Origin of the sequence: Carnobacterium sp., from assembly GCF_040274945.1 — a bacterium.
In the GTDB taxonomy this organism is placed as follows: Bacteria; Bacillota; Bacilli; order Lactobacillales; family Carnobacteriaceae; genus Carnobacterium_B.
This window is the reverse complement of record NZ_JBEMAR010000003.1, coordinates 145768-166885: the sequence shown is the minus strand read 5'-3', so window position 1 is coordinate 166885 and position 21118 is coordinate 145768. Positions and strand designations below refer to the sequence as shown.

14 protein-coding genes are annotated in these 21118 nt (G+C 31.0%); 9 read left to right on the top strand and 5 right to left on the bottom strand.

From position 1 onward, the window contains the following. Positions 1-915, bottom strand: a complete 915-nt coding sequence (locus ABS916_RS04665) for an AEC family transporter (RefSeq protein WP_350450798.1) — start codon at positions 913-915, stop codon at positions 1-3. 1613 nt (positions 916-2528) lie between these two features. On the opposite strand from ABS916_RS04665, the gene ABS916_RS04660 reads away from it, so the two are divergent. Both ABS916_RS04660 and ABS916_RS04655 read left to right on the top strand, forming a co-directional pair. Then, complete coding sequence (locus tag ABS916_RS04660) at positions 2529-3521, top strand: FRG domain-containing protein (protein ID WP_350450797.1); 993 nt, start codon at positions 2529-2531, stop codon at positions 3519-3521. Further along, positions 3521-5881 (top strand): PDDEXK family nuclease, encoded by a 2361-nt coding sequence (locus tag ABS916_RS04655; RefSeq protein WP_350450796.1) that lies wholly within the window; start codon positions 3521-3523, stop codon positions 5879-5881. The genes ABS916_RS04660 and ABS916_RS04655 overlap by 1 nt, the downstream gene beginning before the upstream one ends. Positions 5882-6430: 549 nt before the next feature. Here ABS916_RS04655 and ABS916_RS04650 read toward each other — a convergent pair. Then, on the bottom strand, positions 6431-7726 hold the full coding sequence (locus tag ABS916_RS04650) for a DNA cytosine methyltransferase (protein WP_350450795.1): 1296 nt from the start codon (positions 7724-7726) through the stop codon (positions 6431-6433). A 142-nt stretch (positions 7727-7868) separates the two neighbouring features. Here ABS916_RS04650 and ABS916_RS04645 point away from each other — a divergent pair, with 142 nt between their 5' ends. The 3 genes from ABS916_RS04645 (at position 7869) to ABS916_RS04635 (ending at position 10061) form a co-directional block, all read left to right on the top strand. After that, positions 7869-9344 carry a MutH/Sau3AI family endonuclease gene (locus tag ABS916_RS04645; protein WP_350450794.1) on the top strand — a complete coding sequence of 492 codons (1476 nt, stop codon included), beginning with the start codon at positions 7869-7871 and terminating at the stop codon, positions 9342-9344. Positions 9345-9504: 160 nt separating this feature from the next. Further along, entirely contained in the window at positions 9505-9876 is a 372-nt protein-coding gene (locus ABS916_RS04640; RefSeq protein ID WP_350450793.1) for a hypothetical protein, read from the top strand. Next, positions 9873-10061 carry a hypothetical protein gene (locus ABS916_RS04635; RefSeq protein ID WP_013711994.1) on the top strand — a complete coding sequence of 63 codons (189 nt, stop codon included), beginning with the start codon at positions 9873-9875 and terminating at the stop codon, positions 10059-10061. Before ABS916_RS04640 ends, ABS916_RS04635 begins: the two co-directional genes overlap by 4 nt. 178 nt (positions 10062-10239) lie before the next feature. Here ABS916_RS04635 and ABS916_RS04630 read toward each other — a convergent pair whose 3' ends face one another. Together ABS916_RS04630 and ABS916_RS04625 are read right to left on the bottom strand one after the other, a co-directional pair. Continuing rightward, positions 10240-10686 (bottom strand): GNAT family N-acetyltransferase, encoded by a 447-nt coding sequence (locus tag ABS916_RS04630; RefSeq protein WP_350450792.1) that lies wholly within the window; start codon positions 10684-10686, stop codon positions 10240-10242. Positions 10687-10769: 83 nt separating this feature from the next. Beyond that, positions 10770-11291 (bottom strand): YcxB family protein, encoded by a 522-nt coding sequence (locus tag ABS916_RS04625; protein ID WP_350450791.1) that lies wholly within the window; start codon positions 11289-11291, stop codon positions 10770-10772. Positions 11292-11849: 558 nt separating this feature from the next. Here ABS916_RS04625 and celB point away from each other — a divergent pair. Continuing rightward, positions 11850-13133, top strand: coding sequence for a PTS cellobiose transporter subunit IIC (gene celB / locus ABS916_RS04620; protein WP_350450790.1), 1284 nt, complete (start codon positions 11850-11852; stop codon positions 13131-13133). 392 nt (positions 13134-13525) lie between these two features. On the opposite strand, the gene ABS916_RS04615 is transcribed toward celB, so the two are convergent. After that, positions 13526-14611: an AI-2E family transporter gene (locus ABS916_RS04615; RefSeq protein ID WP_350450789.1), complete on the bottom strand. Its 1086-nt coding sequence runs from the start codon at positions 14609-14611 to the stop codon at positions 13526-13528. Positions 14612-15084: 473 nt separating this feature from the next. Here ABS916_RS04615 and ABS916_RS04610 point away from each other — a divergent pair, with 473 nt between their 5' ends. The 3 genes from ABS916_RS04610 (at position 15085) to ABS916_RS04600 (ending at position 21033) form a co-directional block, all read left to right on the top strand. After that, a complete protein-coding gene (locus ABS916_RS04610) occupies positions 15085-17454 on the top strand; it encodes a cation-translocating P-type ATPase (RefSeq protein ID WP_350450788.1) in 2370 nt (789 codons plus the stop codon). Between the two features lie 107 nt (positions 17455-17561). Then, a complete protein-coding gene (locus ABS916_RS04605; protein ID WP_350450787.1) occupies positions 17562-19277 on the top strand; it encodes an ABC transporter ATP-binding protein in 1716 nt (571 codons plus the stop codon). A gap of 1 nt (position 19278) precedes the next feature. After that, complete coding sequence (locus ABS916_RS04600; protein WP_350450786.1) at positions 19279-21033, top strand: ABC transporter ATP-binding protein; 1755 nt, start codon at positions 19279-19281, stop codon at positions 21031-21033. The last annotated feature ends 85 nt before the right edge of the window (positions 21034-21118 follow it).

Genomic DNA, 21118 nt, shown 5'->3' with positions numbered 1-21118 from the left:
TTAAAGACCCATAAAAATTAAAGCGAAGGTCATTAAAATTAATGAAAGAATGATACTGATAGAAGACAAAAAGCCAGAAAGGGAGGTTTTATTTCCATAAACAACCATGTTAATAGTGGAAACCGTACCAATAGGTGAAAGTGCCACTAAAACTAAAGACAACCGAACAATTTTTGGTAAAGGCAGTAGAAAATAAAAAATCACTGCAAGTGAAATGCCTAAAGTGTAACGAGTAAAAAGAATTTTGACCACTTTTGTTAAATCCACTTTAGAAATATTGAATTCTAAATAAAGGCCAATCATAAACATTGACAGAAAAGCGTTCCCGCTGGCAAAAATCTCCACTACTGAAAGAACACTTTCTGGAATTGTAATATTTACGAGTGCTAAAATAATCATAGCAATGTAAGTAGAAAAAGACGGAGAACGAAACAGAGTGAAAATGACATCTGTTACTCCTCGTGTGCCACGATTTTGACCCGTCATTTTATCCGCTAAAAGTGGAGTGCCACCAAACAACATTAATGCATTTCCTGTATCAAAGCTTCCAATAAAAGGAATGGCCTGAGGAAAGAAACCTTGCAAAAAAGGAATGGTGAAATTCCCAATATTGTACCCTGCTTGACTGAACATCATAAGAGCTTGATTCGCTGTGCTCTTTTTTCGCCATATGAATCCCCCGATAGTAATCAGTAAAAAATTTGCAAATAAACCTAGCAACACCAAGATGATTAAAGTACTATTAATTTCAACTGAATTAAATCCGATGATAATAGTGGCTGGTAAAGTTAAGTTGAGAACGATTTTTGAAACGGTATATCCATCTTTTGCTTCTAATAGCTTAAGGACTTTAAATAAATAGGCCACTAGAATGATTAATAAAAAGCTAGTGGCTTGTGTAAATACAGCACCCATTAATAATTCACTCCCTCTTTCAAATATAAATTTCCAATAGGGATAGCCATGTTTTTTCTCTCTTTTAGAAGTCTGATTGTAAAAATTATAGCATATAACTAATTGTATTAAAGAGATTATGTGGATTAATGGGTACTTTTTCCAAATAGACTTTATTTTATAATGGTGGTGTGATAAGTGAATTCAAAAGAGAAAATGTTAGAGATAATTAAAAAGAAACAAGTAGGAGGCGGAAAATCTAAACAAACGAGCACACCAAAAAAATGATTTTAAAAACATGCGAAAAGGACCAAAGATTTTTAATAAATAATTTTTGCTATATTGCATGCTAAATTAAAACAGCAAAGAGACCAAAGCAACAGCCAGTTCAATTGCGGAAGCAGTCAATCAAATAAGCCATACAACATCATAGGAGGACTTTTTTCATAATGTCACAAAACTTGACCTCAAGTCCTATTGCTCAGTCAAAGTAATAATTACCAATTGATTGTTAATGAAATTGGTACTGTGAATTAATAAGGAAGACAAAGGTAGAAAGTTTCTAAGCATGAATAGAATCAAAAACCCGTTAATAAACCAAGGAACAGCCATCATACTTGAATTTTGTTTAACTTCAGTTGTTAAACTACTAGTCATTTGAGAAAATAGTGTTTCATCATCTTGGGTGTCCAATTTGCTGAACTATAAAAATATTCCAGCGATGAAGTAAGATTTCATAAATTTGAAGACAATAGATGAATTAGTTACGCTTAGCTGAATAAACAACTTATTCTATAGATTGATCTGTTCATTCAATTAGAGGTGACAGTTGTATGTCTTCATAGTGATATAAAATAGAAGTGAGAACGGGTAAGAAGACCATCGTTCTTGTTGCAAAAGAGTTTTTATAAAATGGAGCAAAATCCCAATGAGTTATTATCTGCTAATGCGTGAAGAGGACTCTGACTCATGCTATATCTTTGAAACAACCTTAAAAAATAATTAAACCCTCTAAATAGCTTTTCAAAAAGTCTAATGATTGGGAGGATATATACGATAAAAAAACTGGTTGAAAAAATTTAGATATTAATTTTATTTGGAAATAATTCATTCAAGAGGAACCAGGACAAAGAAGAAATTTTTGAGGTTGATAATAGTAGTAATTATAGATTGCAGTTTTTGTGAGAACTAAAAACAGTAAAGAAATTATTTTAAGTTTAAAAGCGCTGTAAAGAAGTTTGAATATTTCTTAATATAAAGTGTGAAATACGGAAAATATCATTGGATTCTGAGTAAATTCTATTGAGAATTGGTATACTTAATATAAGGAAGATAACTTTGAGTTTGAATCAGTATAAAAGTAGTATCATTTATGATAGAAAATGAGAGTTATCTGAAGATTATTCAAAGATGTAAATGACAGACACTAGTATCCCAATTTCATTTGAATATAAGTATTATGGCTTATATGTCAAGAAATACTATGTTAGAAAAATAGAGTTTCCATATTTGATACATATCATAAAAATTCTACTGTTAACCTATATATTAATGTTTGTTGGAGTATCTTACAGATAGATATATTTTAAAACACATTTCTATATATTATTAATTTTAAAAAAATGGAGGGAAATATGGCGACGATTATATTTGAAATTCTTCAAGAAATAAGCAAAAAAATTGAAGAATTAGAAAAAAAATTCTCAAAATATCAATGTAATCAAATTACAGCATTTAGAGGTGAGTCGAGAGACTGGAAAGAAACTGCATTGACACCTAGCTTATTTAGGACAGATTTAAGCTCTGTACAAGAAAATGAATTATTTGAATTACTACAAGACTTTGATATTGCAAAAGGTAAAGATTTATCAAATTTAGAAAAAGCGATAGAAGCGCAACATTATATAGCTTATAGTAGATTACTTGATATTACGTTCAATGTATTACCGGCACTATATTTTGCGTGTGAAAATGATTTTGAATATGAAGCTAAGCTGTATATTCTTTCTTTTCCCGACCATTATTCTCCTAACTCTAAATATTTGCGTGAGTATTTTGATGCTGTTTTAAATGAAGAAAACTCAGTTTTTTATAAGAACTTCAAAGTAATATCTCATAGCTTTTCTAATGAACGAATAAGATCTCAAAGTGGTGGCTTTATTCTTTTTCCTTCAAGGGAATATTATACTATACCTGAAACTTATTATAAAACAGTGACTATACCAGGTAATAAAAAAAAACAAATCTTAAATGACTTGGAGAAATTTTTTAATATTTCAAACGCAACTATTTATCCAGAAAAAGATAAACGCAGAGAGTATATAACTAGTAGAATAAAGAAAAATACTTCTTTCAGCAAAAAAAATGATGTACCTTCAGAAGTGGGTTCTTTTATTCAAAGAGTGAGGTTAGAAGCACAAATAACAATAGCTGAATGTGATTTGTTAACTAAAGATAAAACAAGGCAAATAATCGATAATAAGTTAAGAGAACTTAGAAAAAATGAAGAAGATTTAATTGTTTTTATAAAGAATAGTAATTTAAGTGATAAAGATTCAGATGAACTGATTACGAACTGTAGAAAAAAGTATAGTTTAATAAAGTACAATCTTTTGGGGGTTATTTAATGGAAGGAATAGATTTATTTAGTATTTTAGACGAAATGAAGGAAAAATTTAATGTTGAATATGAAGATGAGATTCAGAGTTACCTCAGTAATCCAGGAAATAAGAACATTTATGTTGTAAAAGGAATAAAAAACGAAGAATTTGTTACTTTTATTATATACGATTGCTTTAGTGATACTAAATTTAATTATGAAAAATTTTTCTCAGTTTATGAGTCTATCGAAGAGGCCGCTATAGAAATTATTATGATTTTTGATGATTGGAAACATGAATACGATTTGTATGAAGAGTGTTATAAGCAAGAAGCTACTAATCGAGAAAAGAAAATTAAACTATCAGGAATATTTGAGCAAAAAAAAACATACTATGCTAAAGCCAAGGAGACAGTTAAGCTATTAATAAAAAATGAAGGAATAAATTATTTGGAATATAACTTTGAGGGATTGAGCACTCCTGTATCTAAAGATGAAGATTATTTAGAGGATAAGCATGATCGTATTAATGGACGTATTTACAATCTACAAATGAGTGAAATCAAAAAGTTATATTACGTTACAGGAAAAGATTTATTTATAAAAAACGTTAGATTAGGAATTGAATCAAAAAATATATTTGCAAAGGGAATAAAAGATTCTTTTAAAAAATATTTTCAAGTGTATTGCTATTTAAATTCAAAAACTAATATTCAACAGACTATAGCTAAAAATATTTGGAAATTAACGCATGAAATTGTTCAAGAGAATTTGCCTAGAAAATTTTGGTATTATCATAATGGAATAACTTTTTTAATCGAGAATGGTAAAGATATCACATCTAAAGATTTTGAAATAATAGGTTCAGTTATCAATATTAGTCCTGAAAAAGTTAGCGTTATCAATGGAGCCCAGACATTAACAAATATATTTTATGGGATACAAGAAGTTTTAGGAGAACTAAATGGGCTGATAGATAATATTGATGAATCAATTTCTGATAAAGAAAAAAATGCTACAAAGTTATTGTTTACTGGACTAATTGAAGAATCTTTAAAAGAAATATATGTAAAATCAATTTTTATCAAAGCAGATTCTACATTGTCTGAATCAATAACCAATGGGTTGAATACGCAAATTCCAATTTTAGAAGAGGATAGCTTAGCAGCTTCTAAAGATATACTCGAAATTAATGAAGCATTATACGAAAGAAATATTAAAGTTTTGAAAGTTGGAGAAAAACAAGGTACCAAGAGAGGAATAGATGTTTTAGATTTATGTAAATTGTATTTAACAACTATTGGGCAACCTGGTAAGAGTAAAAACTTTCTTAAAAGCGGTATGAAAAACGTTATTGATGATATTCTAGATTTAATAGACAAAGAAAAACAAGTGTTTTTAGATGATATCGAAACAAGTTTAAATATATCTGACTGGTGGCCTCTTAGGAAAAAAATTAATACTGACAAAAATGAACAAGAAGTAAATACAAAAAAGGGAATGGATAATGAAGAAAAAAAATATATTATCGAGCTATATGGAAAAAATTATTTTCAAAGTTATTTTTTATCAACAAGCACTGAAAGAGGAGTAGTAGATGAGGAAGTTATTATTCAATCCTATACGAAATTTTTAAATGAGTTTAGTAAGTTTGACGTTAATTTAGGAGAATTTAAAAAAGACGATTTATTTAAACTTTTTAAGAGTAATAAAGAAACAGCTATGACTGTAAATCAAGAAATTATTATAGATAGCTCAACTATAACGGCCCTGAAAAAATATTTAAATGAGATGATACCAAACAATTCAAATCAAAAAAGTTCAATAAATTATTTAATCACTAAATATTTTATTGATACAGAAGAAAAAAATGATTTAAAAGCTTTTAGAACAATACCAATGATTCAAAAAAAGAATGAAAAATATGTTGCTAAAGAAGCATTCCCTTTTTCTAGTAATACTTTCAAAGTACTGTACCAAGGTAAGGATTTTTTGTCTGTGGGAGAATCTAAACCATATAATAATTATGAGGATTCTGCCTTTAAAAAAGCAATAAATGAAACTTTTATTCTCTTTGTAATTTACTGGGATAGGGACAAAAAACAAATTAATAATATTGAATATTATCCAGAATTTTCTTTTAAAGATTTTGATAATGAAGCTGAAACTGTTTATAAGAAAACTATTGAAGCTTTTGAAAAAGGTGACTATGATTTATTTCCTAAAACTAGCGAAGATTTAAGTTTTCATATACGTACAAAAGCTATTGATGCCAATGATCAATTTATGTTTTCAAATGGAGAATTCATAACAAAAAGAACTTTTTGGGCCAATAAAGATACTATCCAGAAAATTTTATCCAAACAATCTGATATATTATTTGATTAGTTATATAGTGATGATTATATAACTAAAAATAAATATTTTAGTGTATAGAAAAACGTTTCTCCTGACATTCGATTATTTTACCGAATTTTTCAATGAATTTCAATCAAGTAAATTAATGGTTTATTTCAATGATTTTTCAAAAAGAAATCGAGTTATAAGAAATTCTTTAACTATCAACCCCCTTGGGAAGTAATTCTGAGCTATATTAATGAATAATATTTGTTTAGATTAAAATTAATTCTAAGCAATAGTTTGGTTTTATTTAGAATTTCTTTCTCCCAAAGATGTATAGGAATTCAATCTTAACCATGGCAAAATTCTCCATTTACAAATGTAATTACTTTTTATTGCTATATTCGGTGAATCAGGAATCTGTTTCTAATTTTCTATTCTCCACTCTGTTCATTCCTAAAATTATTATAAAGTTTATTTAAAAGTATATAAAATATAAAGGTTTCAATGTATGGTGAAAATAGAAAACTAAAACCACCTAGTACTGTCACTTAAAGAGATCAGTGCTAGGTGGTATTTCATATTTTTCTAGTTTATTTAATCGATACCGTTGATTATATTTTGTAACTCATCAGCAATTCTCTTAACAATACCTGTTACCAAAGCATTTCCCATAAAGAACATACGCATACGATCGGGTACTTCTACTATTTCACCAATAGAAGTTTTTTTATATTTTGTCCAATCATCAGGGAATTCTTGTAATCTTTCTGCTTCAATAGGTGTTATTAATCTATATTTACCATTTACATTTAAAAAATGAGTTGAGCGGTTAACTGTTCCTTCAGAAGTTAACATAGTTCTTCCAGGTAATGATAAATCATCTGTTGGGGCCATACTTCCTTCTGAATAAATATAAGAATGTCCATCTACAGAAATACGTTCAATTTTTTTAGAACCTCTTAAGTATTTAAACTTCTCTAATTTATTTTGGTCAGTAACATAATATTTTTCTGGAACATTCTCTTCATCTACCAAGATTTCTCCTAAAGTAATAGGTTGTTCTTCCTTTGTAGGTACTGTGTCAATAGTAAAATAACGTCCATGTCTCATGACTCCTGTGTTCCAAACAGTACCTATAAAATTGTCAGATATGTCTACAATATCATTTGATAATGTATAAGTGGCATGACGGTTTTTTACTGGTGTTGGTAAAACCGGAAATTGACGTGCAAATAGACCTTTATTAAAGATGTAATCATCATACAATTGGCTGTCAAAAAATAAATCTAATTCTTCATTCTCAAATTCTTTATCTATTTTTTTTGCAAAGTGAGTATCGTTCCGATATACGAAAAAGAAAACACGACGACGACGTTGACTGCCTCCATATTCTGCGGCGTTTATCACACGCCATTCTACAGAATAGTTTAGATCGTTAAACGCAGCTAGCATGATTGCGAAATCTCTTCCTCGTTGTTTAGAAGGAGCTTTTAACAAACGATCTACATTTTCTAAAACAAGATATTTTGGTTTTATTTGAGTAACTGCTCGAATGATTTCCCAAAATAATACGCCTTTTTTTCCTTGTATACCAAGTTCGTTCTTTTTGCTTCTAGCAACGGAGTAATCTTGGCAAGGAAAACCTCCAACTATTATATCTGCATTCATACTTTGAAAAGTTTCATCTGAAATTTCTTCTATATTTTCGTTTATATTCATACTCTCAGGATAATGGTAATCATATACTTCGAAGGCGTCTTGACTCTTTTTAGCAGGCTCCCATTGATTTGCCCATTTTGTTTTAAACATGCTTTCATTGGAATTTTCAAAACCAACGCGAAATCCACCAACTCCAGCAAATAGTTCTAAAATATTAAACTGTGTACTCATTATACGAACACCCTTTCGGTAAGCTAAGATTTATTATACAACAATTCACCGAAAAGATCCAGTGTTTTGTACAAAATAATGGTACTATTAGACCATGAAATAATTAATTTAATATTTGTATAAATTTTTTGGAGGGTAAAATATGAGGGAACATGGACATGTTTTTGCTAAAGATGAACTAGAAGATATTCTAGATAGTACTATTGGTAAAACTTTAGGTGATGTTGATAGGAATAATGTTTTTTATAAAACAGTTAAACACCCTAAAATCACTGGTATAGCAGGAAGTGTTGTAGAGGAATCTATATTGGGGTATCCAGCTGATTCTTATCAAAAACCAGATTTGTATGTCGATGGGAAAGATGTGGAAGTAAAAACAACTGGTTTAAGAAAAGTGAAAAAATCTGTAAGCGGAGAACTTGAAGCTAAAGAACCAATGTCTGTAACAGCAGTTTCTCCAGAAAGAATAGTGGATGAAAGTTTTGAGAATTCCAGTTTTTGGCATAAACTGGAAAGACTTCTTTTAGTTTACTATCTTTATGATTCGGAAGTTACTGTTCCTGCATCAGAGTACGCAAAATTCCCAATTGTTGGTTATGATTTCTTTGAATTTGATTCTTTAGATAGAGAAAAGTTGAAAAATGACTGGGAGATAGTCAGAAGTTTCATACATAACTTGCAGCTTGTTCATCAAGACCCTACAGATTATTATCCAAGAATATCATCTGAGTTACGACCACAATTGATGTTGATTGACACTGCACCTAAGTGGCCCAACCGCCCTAGATTTAGATTGAAAAGGTCTACTGTAACTACTATGGTCCAAAAGTACTTTGGGAAAAAATTCGAACAGTTAGAACAAGAATATAATACATATGAAGAACTAGATGAACAGTTGAACCGTTTCACTAAACAATACAAGAATAAGACTATTCAAGAACTTCTTCAGATTTTAAATATTCCTATAAAATTAAATCAAACTGGAGATGTATCAAAATCAGTGACTGAACAAATCGTTACTCGAATGTTTGGAGCAAAATCGAAAAAAATCGGTAAAATAGAGTTGTTCAGTGAGATTGGTTTGATTGCAAAAACAATCACTCAAACTAAGCAAGGAACGCGTACTGAAGACACTAAATTATTCAAAGTTGATTTTGATGAATGGTTGGATGAGAAGATAAATTTTGAAGATTCGTCACTTTATAGTGATTTTAGTGAAAGACAATTTCTATTCATTATTTTTGAAGAACAAGATAAGTCAGAAAAGCTCTTAACAAATAAGTTGTTAGGCTTTAAACGTGTAATCTTTAGTGAAGATTTCATAGAGAAACAAGTAAAGTTTATTTGGGATGATGTTAGAAATAAAGTCTTTAATAATAAACTTCGTGAGGAAGTTATGCTTAATAAAGACGGGGAACCTGTCATAAATAAGAATGGAACAATAAAAGCGTCTGTCAATTTTCCAAAATCTAAAGACTATGATGTTTTTTTCCGAGGTACTGGAAGAGATTCCAGTGATAAAACTATAACGATAAATGGAATCGACATGTACAGACAGAATGTTTGGATAAAAGGGAGCGTTATAAACCATATGCTCAATTCAGTTGATTTCATTTAGTGGAGCCTAACAATTGGGTTACCTCACTAGGAATTTAATTTCTTTGTTACTGTAGTTGATTTAGATGTAGTAGGGTTTGAGATAGTTTATGAAAATGAAATTCTAATACACAAAACATTTAGTAAAATTAGCCTAGTAAAAAGAGACAGGGGAATGTTCAATGGAAAATAAAGAGTTATCTAATGTTGTTGCTAATATGGAACTATTTAAGAAAGAAAACACACAGATTCTTAGAAAGAATATCAATAATGAAATCTCAAGTTATCGAAAAACTTTACCTTTTGAAAATTTATCTGATGATTTAGAGTTCCAAATTGAAAACGAGGTCAGCAATAAATTATTAGAATTCAATAACGGCATCGATTTAAAACCTGCAGCTTTGTATTATTCGTTAAAATCTGAAGTAGAACTTAATGAAAATATTTCCGAAAAAGAACTGACCTATTCAGCTTATGACTTTTTAGAAAAAACTACAAAAAGTAAATTCCTGAAGAAAATTCTGAAAGAGTTGAAAAGGGAGACTAAAAAATGAAAAAGGCAGTTTCAGAATTAGTAGTTAAAACTGGAAAAGCAATTATACTGATGATTACAACACAAATAGTTAATTATCTTTCCAGTGAAGAGTTTAGCAACAGAGTAAAAAAATTCATACAAGAAATGGTTAATAAAATAGTGAAATTAGTAATGTCAGAAAAGATATCTGATACACCTAAATAACAACAATATAAAAACTAAAAATGACCTCTATAAAGTAGACTCTTAATAAAAACTACTTTATAGGGGCCATTTATATAGTCAAAAATCAAAGGCTATGGCTGTTATTTACACTGCAAGTAATGATTCAATAGATAGTCAATAACTAATTGAATAGGATCTATTTGACTTTTCATGTTTTCTAAAGCTTATTGTATAACATTTCCATATGTGGAATACCATCTTCCAAATACACCTGCGAAACCTTCACAAACCCTAAACTCAAATAAAATTTTAGCAAATACTCCTGTGCAGATATTCTTATTACTTTTTCATTTAAATTGTCCTCAATAAATTCTAGTGCACGTGACATCATTTCTTTTGCAAGACCCTTGCTACGATATTTTTTAGTAACTAATACTCTTCCTATAGATATCTCATTAAATGAAATACCCTTCTCGAGTATCCGTAAATATGCAAGAATTTCTCCATCTTTTTCCCCAAATAAATGATAGGCTTTTTTGTCTTTGCCATCATATTCTTCATAAATACACTGTTGCTCTATTACAAACACTTCACTTCTAAGTTTTGTAATTTCATACAACTCGTCGTTACTCAATTCGTTAAATGTTTTTATTCTCCACTCCACAGTTTCTTTTCTCCTTTTTTAATCTTTTATTTCTTGATTCATATATTTTTAGTCAAAAAAGATAGAAACTTAAAGTATTTTTTTTATAAAGTAGTGTATTTTAATAGTTCTTCAAGAAATATTTTTAAGGTGTTTTTATTTTTAAATATCCTTTTAGGTATTATATAAGCTGAAATGGAGGAATTATAGATATATACATACTCACTTGTTTCGTCTACTTTATTTACTTCATTCCATTTTGTGTTTGTTTCACCAGTAGCGCTGCTTTCGGTTATTCCCTTATCTGTTACTACCATTTTTCTTTTTTTAAATAAATGTTCATTATTTCCTTCTTGAAGCATCTTTACTATTCTTCTTCTCATTTCCCAATCAAAGTATCTTGGGTAAAAAATAAGCCAAATTAAGCTAGTAATACTAAACACAGTCATCCAATACCCTATAGATATTGCTGAAAACCTTATAACTATAAATGGAGTTATTAAGAATACTATAGGTCCTACTAGTCTTTGGGCGATTAAACTTCTTTTTAGAGAAGGTGATTGTTTAGCATGATTAATATTAAAGTTTATGTAATCTTCTTCCAATAACTCAAATTCAATTTCCATTTGTTGTCCTCCTAAGGATATTTATTAAAATATATCTTCTGTATTTAGAACCTTTTTAATACAAGGTTCTTTTCATTGAAAAGTTCTTTATCTGTTTTTAAAATAAGGTAGTACCATAGCAATAGAGTAAAACGAAGTCTGATAATACTGGCTATCAAATAATTATAAATAGTTTTACCAGGATAAAAAAAGTAAAAAACAATAAACTATGATTTATTTTATCATTTTATGGGTTCTAAAAATATAACCTAATCATTTATTTAAATATATTTCCTATGTATTAATAAATACATGAAATTCGATAAAATCCTGTGTCCAAGATTCTGCTAAGTAAAGGTTTCTTTCTTGAAAATATGTAGCTATAAACGTAATAGTTTACTTTTTATTTAAAAAATTGATAAATACAATTTAAATAAAAGTATAGAAATGTAAAATTTAAAATGATACCATTAATATGTAATCGATTTCAAAAACACTAAAGAAACCTATTTTTAGTTTTCTTTAATAAGTACTACCTGTTAAACATGCTTAGAATTAAAAATGAAAAGAGGAATGCTAGTGAATGGATTTATTGATAAATTAGGTGAAAAATTACTTCCTATTGCCGGAATACTTGGTGAAAATCGTTACCTTAAAGTTTTACGTGATGCATTTATGCTTGCTTTTCCAATTACCATGTTTGGATCAATTGTAGTTGTATTAAATAACTTGCCATTTTTTAGCGATACACTACAAGATAACTTAGGAAACTTATTTGGAAATGGACAAAATGCGACAATGTCGATCTTGACCATTTTTGTAACGTTCGGTATCGGTTATTATTTAAGCAAGTCCTATGATGTTGAAGGCGTCTTTGGTGGTGCTGTATCATTAGCTTCTTACTTAATATTAACACCATTTACAATGGTAACAGAATCCGGAGAAGCAGTAACTGGAGTGTTGTCATTAGATCGTTTAGGTGCAAAAGGTATGTTCATCGGTATGATTGCAGCCTTTCTTGCTGCTGAAATATACACACGTATCGTTAAAAAAGGTATTGTCATCAAAATGCCTGATGGTGTGCCGCCAGCAGTTGCAAATTCATTTGCTGCTTTATTACCAGCTATTATTACTTTAACAACATTCTTATTACTTAATGCAGCCATTTCTGGGTTCTTTGACGCAAATTTGCATGATATTGTTTATACAGCGATACAACAACCGCTTACAGCTCTTGGTAGTGGATTACCAGCTACATTGATTGCCGTATTCTTTATTCAATTCCTATGGTTCTTCGGATTACATGGACAAATTATTGTGAACTCTGTAATGGACCCAATCTGGAACACTTTAGGTTTGGAAAATCTTGCTGCTTATCAAGCTGGAGAGCCTTTACCTCATATCGTAACGAACCCTTTTATGGATGTCTACAATGTTGGTTTGGGCGGATCTGGAGGCACATTAGTCGTTGTCTTATTACTAGCATTTGTTATGAAAAGCAGCCAAAACAAAGAAATTGGTCGTTTAGCTTTATTACCTGCAATTTTTAATGTAAATGAACCGTTGATTTTCGGTTTCCCTTTAGTATTAAATACTTCAATCTTTATTCCTTGGGTGATTGCTCCAATGGTAACAACAGCATTCAACTATGCGGTGATGGCTGCTGGAATATTCCCAATTCCAACAGGGGTTGCAGTACCTTGGACAATACCTGTTATTATTAGTGGATTTATGGCTACCAACTCATTTATGGGTGGATTACTACAAATCATAGATATGGCGATTATCGGATTGATCTGGTTCCCATTCCTTAAACTAGTTGATAAAGTAAATCTAAACACTGTTTCTATGGCTGATGAATAATAAATATGAAACCATAAAACATTAAATGTAAAATGAACTTGCCTCTTTTTAAAATGGACCCTATAGAGTGGACACTAAAAAATGTGCCTTCTATAGGGTTTATTTTTGTATACTTATATTGAAAAAAAGTCCTTTCTATTGACTTAAATCACTGATAATAAAAGTAAGTGGTAATAAGAAAAGTCTATACTTTTATGTGTAATCAAAACTCAAGAGTATTGACTATGAGTATTAGTTCCTTTAAAACTAAAAATATGAGGGTCTTATAAGTACTGGTTAAAGTAAATGAAAATTGATTGAAAAATATGAACTATAGTTATTTTAGAGTGGTTACTTTTTTGAAACTTTATTATATTTTTTAAAATGTGAATATTATCTTAAAAAACCAATCACTATAGCTTTTCTATTGATAATCTTGTGTTTCGAATATAAACAACTATTGTTTTAAATACAGCAAAAGCGGGAACACCAAAAATAATTCCAACAATTCCAAGCATCTTTCCTGCAACTAATAAAATGATAATAATTGTTAATGGGTGAATAGCTAATGATTTTCCAACAAATTTTGGTGTCAATAAATTAGCATCTAGTTGTTGAACAATTAGTATGACCAGGATGACCAATAAAGCTGCTGTCGGTGAAATAGTTAGTCCAACAATGACTGCGGGTACAGCGCCAATAAAGGGACCAATATAAGGAATAAGATTGGTGAACCCATTAACAATCGCTAATAATAAAGTGTAAGGAAGTCCAATCATTAAAAGTCCAAAATAAATTAAGACAGCGACTACAATACTTGCTAAGCCTTTTCCGCTGATATAAGCAGTAATAACTTCATTTGTTTGATGTAACAATTCAAATATATGTTTTTTATATTTATCAGGAAATAAATGTGTAATAGATAGTTGTAATTTTTCACCGTCATGGAACATATAGAACAGTATAATAGGTACCGTGAACAAAACAACTGTTAAGTTTGCAACTCCGGCAATTATTGAACTAAAGCTAGTTGTGAAGCTACTTAAAATTGTTTTTGCAAAAGTATCAAGAGAAATATTTAATTGCTTCAAAGTTTCTTCTAAATTAATATTATCTAATGCAGGAAATAAGGCAAAATCTTTAGTTTGAATATCAATATCCGAGAGAATATTAGGAATGTTAGCCACTAAATCGGATAGCTGATCCATTAGGAGTGGAAAAGTTTTAATAGCAAAAATAGTGGATACACCAAGAAAAAAAACCATGACTAAGATAATAGCGTAACTACGTTGGATTTTTAATTTTTGCATGACACTGATTAATGGATTTAGTAAGTAAAATAAAAATCCTGCACTTAGAATTGGAATGAAAAGTGTCGAAAATAAAACAATTATTGGCTGAAAAACAAAGCTGATTTGAGTTGAAAAGTAAATAATGAGGACTAAGGCTAAAAGCCAAATGGTCCATAAAAATAGTTTAGAATGTTTAAAATAATACATGGAAATCTCCTTCTTAAGTCAGTTTGTTTAATATATTTGTATAGCTGTATTCAAATAAAATTGAGTTTTATAAATAATTAGAAGCAACAAAGAATGAACATTAATAGCATAAATATTTCTTTGTTTACATATCTTATATAAGGCAACAGCTAACTTCATAATAACATAGATGCTAAAAGCTAAACCTACATTTAGCTATTAAGATAACTGAAATGGTACAAATTAGTTTGAATAATTCATAGTTCATTCACTATCATTGTAGGTGTCTTCAGTGAGATACTTCTTTATTTTTATTGCTTTTGATTCTTTTTTTATTCTGTATTTCTTGTGGGAATACTTGATTATTCAAATTACAGACACCGTAACTGACGCTGGTAACAATTTGCACCATATAAATGTTTTCAGGTATACTGCTAAAAGGACATAAATCTAACATTAGATTAGTTCAAAATATACAAGGGGTTATTTTTATTATGGGCAGTTTGCCAAACGAAAAATTAAAAGGTTTAAGTCGCCAAGAGGTAGAAATACGCGGTAGTCAGGGACAAACGAATCAATATACAACAAAAGTTACTAAGACAAATACTCAAATTATTAAGGATAACTTATTTACGTTGTTTAATATGCTCAATTTTAGTATTGCGATTTCTTTATCTTTAGTTGGTGCTTTCTCTAATATGTTCTTTATTCTTATTATTATTATGAACGTTCTTATTGGGATTACAATTGAGATACGGGCAAGAAATACGGTGGAACAGCTGTCAATTGTTACGAAAGCTCAAGTAACAGTAGTTAGAGATGGCGTAAACAAGCTGATTGATTCTGAAGACATTGTATTAGATGATATTTTAATACTGAGTGCCGGCGAACAGATTCCAGCTGATGCTATAGTTATAAAGGATAAGGTAGAGGCCAATGAGTCCCTTTTAACAGGGGAATCAGATTTAGTTGAGAAAGAAGTAGGTGATGAATTACTGTCAGGTAGTTTCATTTCAAGTGGGAAATGCTACGCACAAGTTCATCATGTTGGAAAAGATAATTATGGGAATCAATTGGTTAATGAAGTGAAAACACACAAACCAGTGAAATCTGAATTATTAGGTGCTATTCGAAAAATTGCTAAGTTTACAAGTTATATCATTATTCCTATCGGTATTATTCTATTTATTGAAGCCTATGCTGTACGTGGGGATAGCATGTCTATTGCGGTCATTTCATCTACTGCAGCTCTACTTGGAATGTTGCCTAAAGGTCTAGCATTGTTGATTGTATTATCGTTAGCTACAGCTGTAATTACCCTCGGTAAGAAAAAAATACTGGTCCAAGAAATGCATTCTGTAGAAATGCTGGCACATGTTGACGTGCTTTGCTTGGACAAAACTGGAACCATCACTGAAGGAAAAATGAAAGTTCAGCAAGTAAGTCCATTGAATGGAATGGACCTAACTGAATTAAATCATTTGATTGGTAATTATATTTCTGCAAGTGAAGATAACAACAACACCATGCAAGCACTCCGCAAGCATTTCAATAAGGGACAAATTTATGATATAAAAAAGGTTTTTCCTTTTTCATCTGAAAAAAAGTGGGGAGCTATCACATTTGAAAATCAAGGAACGTTTGTAATAGGAGCTCCCGAAAGAATTATTACAGTTGATGAAGATATGCCGGAGGCTGTTCTTCGTGCTCAAGAGAGAGGCAATCGTGTTTTAATGTTTGGTAAAACAGAAATGGAGTCAGACAAATACCCTGCCTTAAAAAATCCTTCTCCAATGGCTATTATTGAGCTAAGGGATCCAATTAGAAAAAATGCCAATCAAACACTCGACTATTTAAAAAAACAAGGTATTGATTTGAAAATTATTTCTGGTGATAATCCACTGACAGTTTCAACAGTTGCTAAGCAGGCTGGGCTTGAAAATTATGATAAATATATAGATTTGTCTAAACTAACTGAAGAAGCAGAAGTACGCAGAGCTGTTCACCAATATAGTGTATTTGGACGAGTGTCTCCTCAACAAAAGCGACTATTGGTTAAAGAATTAAAAGATAATGGACACACAGTAGCTATGACCGGTGATGGTGTGAACGATATCTTAGCTTTGAGAGAAGCAGACTGTAGCATTGCAATGGCTGAAGGAGACAGTGCAACAAGACAAATTGCTAATCTTGTACTACTAGAATCTGACTTTACCTCCTTGCCAGCTGTTTTATTTGAAGGCCGTCGAGTAGTGAATAATTTGACGAAGGTAGCTTCCATATTCTTTATTAAAACAATTTATTCTTTTATAATGGCTGTTATTTGTGCAATCAGTTTATTAGCATTTCCATTTATACCCATACAAATTACCTTAATCGATTTAGTGATTGAAGGGTATTCATCTTTCTTCTTATCTTTTGAAGCCAATAAAGAACGAGTCACGCACAACTTTTTATATACAGTATTAAACAATGCTTTACCCAATGCACTATTAGTCGTATTAAATACAATCGTAATTTATTTTATAAGCCAGTCTCAAGGGTGGTCTCAATTGGAAACTACTACATTGATGTACTATGTTCTTGCAGGAATCAGCATTTTTGCTGTAATCAAAGCGTGTATGCCGTTCAATTGGTATAGAGTATTTATCGCTGTTACAACTTCTGTAGGTTTCTATGTAGCAGCTTATTTATTTAAATCAATTTTAGAAATTGGGACGTTAACAGCGAACACCTTCTCACCATTTATATATTTGATCGTTATTTCATTAATTCTTCGTATCATTTATGAAAAAATGATTCTTAATCACCTCATTTCTCCTTCTGAAAAGATAAATGAGGTTACACCGTTTATAAAATCTTAAACAATATTAAGTACACTAAGAATGAGTCAGTACTCTCACTAGCTATTAAGGTCTAAATAAGGTGAAGTTTATAAAAAAGAATCTTTAGAATTAAGGGATGTGTTTGTTTGGTACGCTTATTGAGTTATGCTAAAAATTATCGGAAACAAATTATATTGGGGCCATTTTTTAAGTTTTTAGAAGCATTTTTTGAATTAATTTTGCCGTTAATGATGGCAAAATTGATTGATGAAGGAATTAAGGTTGGGAATAGTACACGCATATGGCAAATAGCAGGATGGATGGTATTGTTGACGGTAGCTGGGGGAGTTTGCGCTATAATCTGTCAATATTTTTCATCCATTGCATCACAAGGTTTTGGAACGGAGTTGCGGAATCGATTGATGAGAAAAATCAATCAGTTTTCCCATGAGGATTTAAATCTTTTTGGAACAGATACGTTAGTGACTAGAATGACTAACGATGTTAATCAATTACAACTGGCATTGGCTATGTTGATTCGCCTTGTTGTGCGTGCACCCTTTTTAAGTGTAGGATCAGTTGTAATGGCCTTTATTATTGATAAGCGTTTAGGGCTGATTTTTCTTTTATTGTTGCCCATTTTCTGCGTCATTCTATATTTAATCATTCGATATGCGGTTCCTTTGTATCAAAAGGTACAACAACGTTTAGATAGATTAAATAAACTAGTTGCTCAGAACTTGAGTGGAGTGCGTGTGATTCGTGCGTATGCGAGAAAAGAAACAGATACCAAAGTATTTTCTGAAACAACAGATGAATTAGCAACAATAAACGAAAAAGTATCTAATATTTCGGCATTAATGTCTCCAAGCACGACATTGATTATGAACATAGGCGTGATTACTTTATTATACTTAGGTGGTTTTTCAGTTAATGATGGGACACTACAACAAGGTCAAATATTGGCATTAATTAGCTATATGAATCAAATGTTGCTTGCTTTGATTGTCGTATCAAACCTCATAGTTGTTTTTACTCGTGCGTATGCTTCGGGGCAGCGAGTGAACGAGGTATTGGACACTGATCCAAGCTTAACTTCTCCACAAAACAGTAAAAATGTGAACCAAATCAATCAGCCATTAATTGAATTTAATCAGGTTGATTTTCGGTATAGTAGAGATGCTGGACTTTCGTTAACGGATATTAATTTCTCCGTAGCGGATAACACAGTTATTGGGATCACTGGGGGAACCGGAAGTGGAAAAACGACTTTGACACAGTTGATTCCGCGCTTTTATGATGCTAGTGCTGGTAATGTTAACTTTCTTGGATTAAATGTCAAAGAATGGGATTTAGAAGAATTGCGTAATCAGATTAAAATGGTGCCTCAAATAGCAGTGTTGTTTCACGGAACAATTCGAGAGAATTTACAGTGGGGTAAAGCAGATGCAACGGATGACGAGTGTTGGGAAGCATTAAAAATAGCACAGTGTTTAGATTTTGTTCAAAAACTACCCAATAAGTTGGATACTCTTATAATGGAAAATGGGAAGAATTTTTCTGGTGGTCAACGCCAAAGGTTAACGATTGCTCGTGCAATTGTTAATAAGCCAAAAGTATTGATATTGGATGATTCATTATCTGCTTTAGATTATCAAACTGATTTGGATTTGCGAGAAGCTTTGAAAAACAATTTAAACGGTACCGTCATCATTATTTCGCAACGAATCCGGTCATTACAACAAGCTAATCAAATTTTACTAATGGACAGTGGACGAATTGTCGCTAGCGGAACACATGACGAATTGATGAAACATTCTACAGCTTATCAAGAATTAGTTACTTCACAGGAGGAGGTCTAAAATGAAAAAAATATCTTCCAAAGGATTTAATTTATTTTGGCCATACCTTACTAAATATCGAAAAGAATTAATATTCGCCAGTATATTTGGCTTGTTTAGTGGTGCATCGGTTGTTTTGATGACTTACTATATAGGAGTCGGAGTAGACTTGCTGATTGGAGCAGGTGAAGTTAATTTTTATGTGTTGTATCGAATACTAATTTTATTAGCAGGTATTTTAGTTGTTACAGTAATCAGCCAATGGCTAATTCAAATTTTAGCCAATCGTATTGCTTACAAGTCGATTGCAGAACTACGTAAGGATGCGTTTATCCATTTAAATAAACTTCCGCTAAACTACTATGATCAAACAGCTCATGGTAATATTGTCAGTCGATTTACAAATGATATGGATAATGTATCGGTAGCTGTTGCTTCTTTATTGATGCAGTTATTTTCGGGTATACCGACATTGGTTGCGGCCTTTATTTTTATGATCGTGTTAAGTCCGATACTGACAATGGTTGTATTGGTTGCAGCACCGATTATCTTTTTTGTTATGTGGTTTGTAGCTAAAACTTCTCAGTATCGTTTTAAAAGCCAACAAAAGATAACGGGAGAATTGTCTGGGTTTATTAATGAACGGATTTTAAATCAAAAAATTGTCAAAGCTTTTCAACAAGAAAGCTCTACTCAAGAAAAATTTGAAGCTATCAATCAACAGTTATATACAGAAGGGCAAAAAGCTCAATTTGCGTCTTCTTTAACCAATCCTCTTTCAAGGGTTGTGGACCATTTAGCGTATATTGCAGTTGGTTTAGTAGGTGGACTGTTGATTTTATATGGCAATACTGATGTTACGATTGGAATTATTACTAGTTTTACGATTTACTCGACACAATTCACCAAACCATTCATTGAGATTTCTGGAATTACCACAGAAATTCAATTGGCAATAGCTGGACTTGATCGAACGTATGATATCATGAAACAAACTATTGAAAAACCGGATGAAACCGATGCGAAAGTTCTAACAAACGCTAAAGGAGTAGTAGAATTTAAGCAGGTTGATTTTGCCTACATGAAAGATGAACCTTTAATTACTGATTTTAGTTTAAAAGTTTATGCGGGAGAAACAGTTGCAATTGTAGGGAAAACGGGTGCTGGGAAATCCACGTTGATCAATTTGCTCATGCGTTTTTATGACGTTGACTCAGGAAGCATATCTATTGATGGAACTGATATTCGTACTATAACTAAAGATAGTTTACGGCAGAGTTTTGGTATGGTTTTACAGGATACTTGGCTTTTTGATGGATCTTTACGAGCAAATCTTCAATATGGAAATAAAGATGCAACAGATGAGATAATTTATGATGCATTGAAGAAAACATACATGTATGACTATGTAGTTCGATTACCTGAAAAACTAGATACAAATATTGGATCAAGTGGGATAAAGATTTCAGAAGGACAAAGACAATTATTGACAATTGCGCGTACCATGATTTCTAATCCAGACATGTTGATTTTAGACGAAGCAACGAGTTCTGTAGATACATTAACGGAACAAAAAATTCAATCTGCTTTCTTACAAATGATGGAAGGGCACACCAGTTTTGTCATTGCTCACCGATTGTCGACGATTAAGAATGCTGATCAAATTATTGTTTTAGATCAAGGACATATCCTAGAAGTTGGTACACACGAAGAGTTGTTAGAAAAAGGTGGAAGTTATGCTAGCCTTCACAAAGCTCAGTTTATGGTAGAAGAGTAGTAAATCGCTTATAAGTAAATGATTGTAATTATGAATTGCATACTAGTTACTTTTTGAATAGAACATAATAGTTAAGTATTCGAGT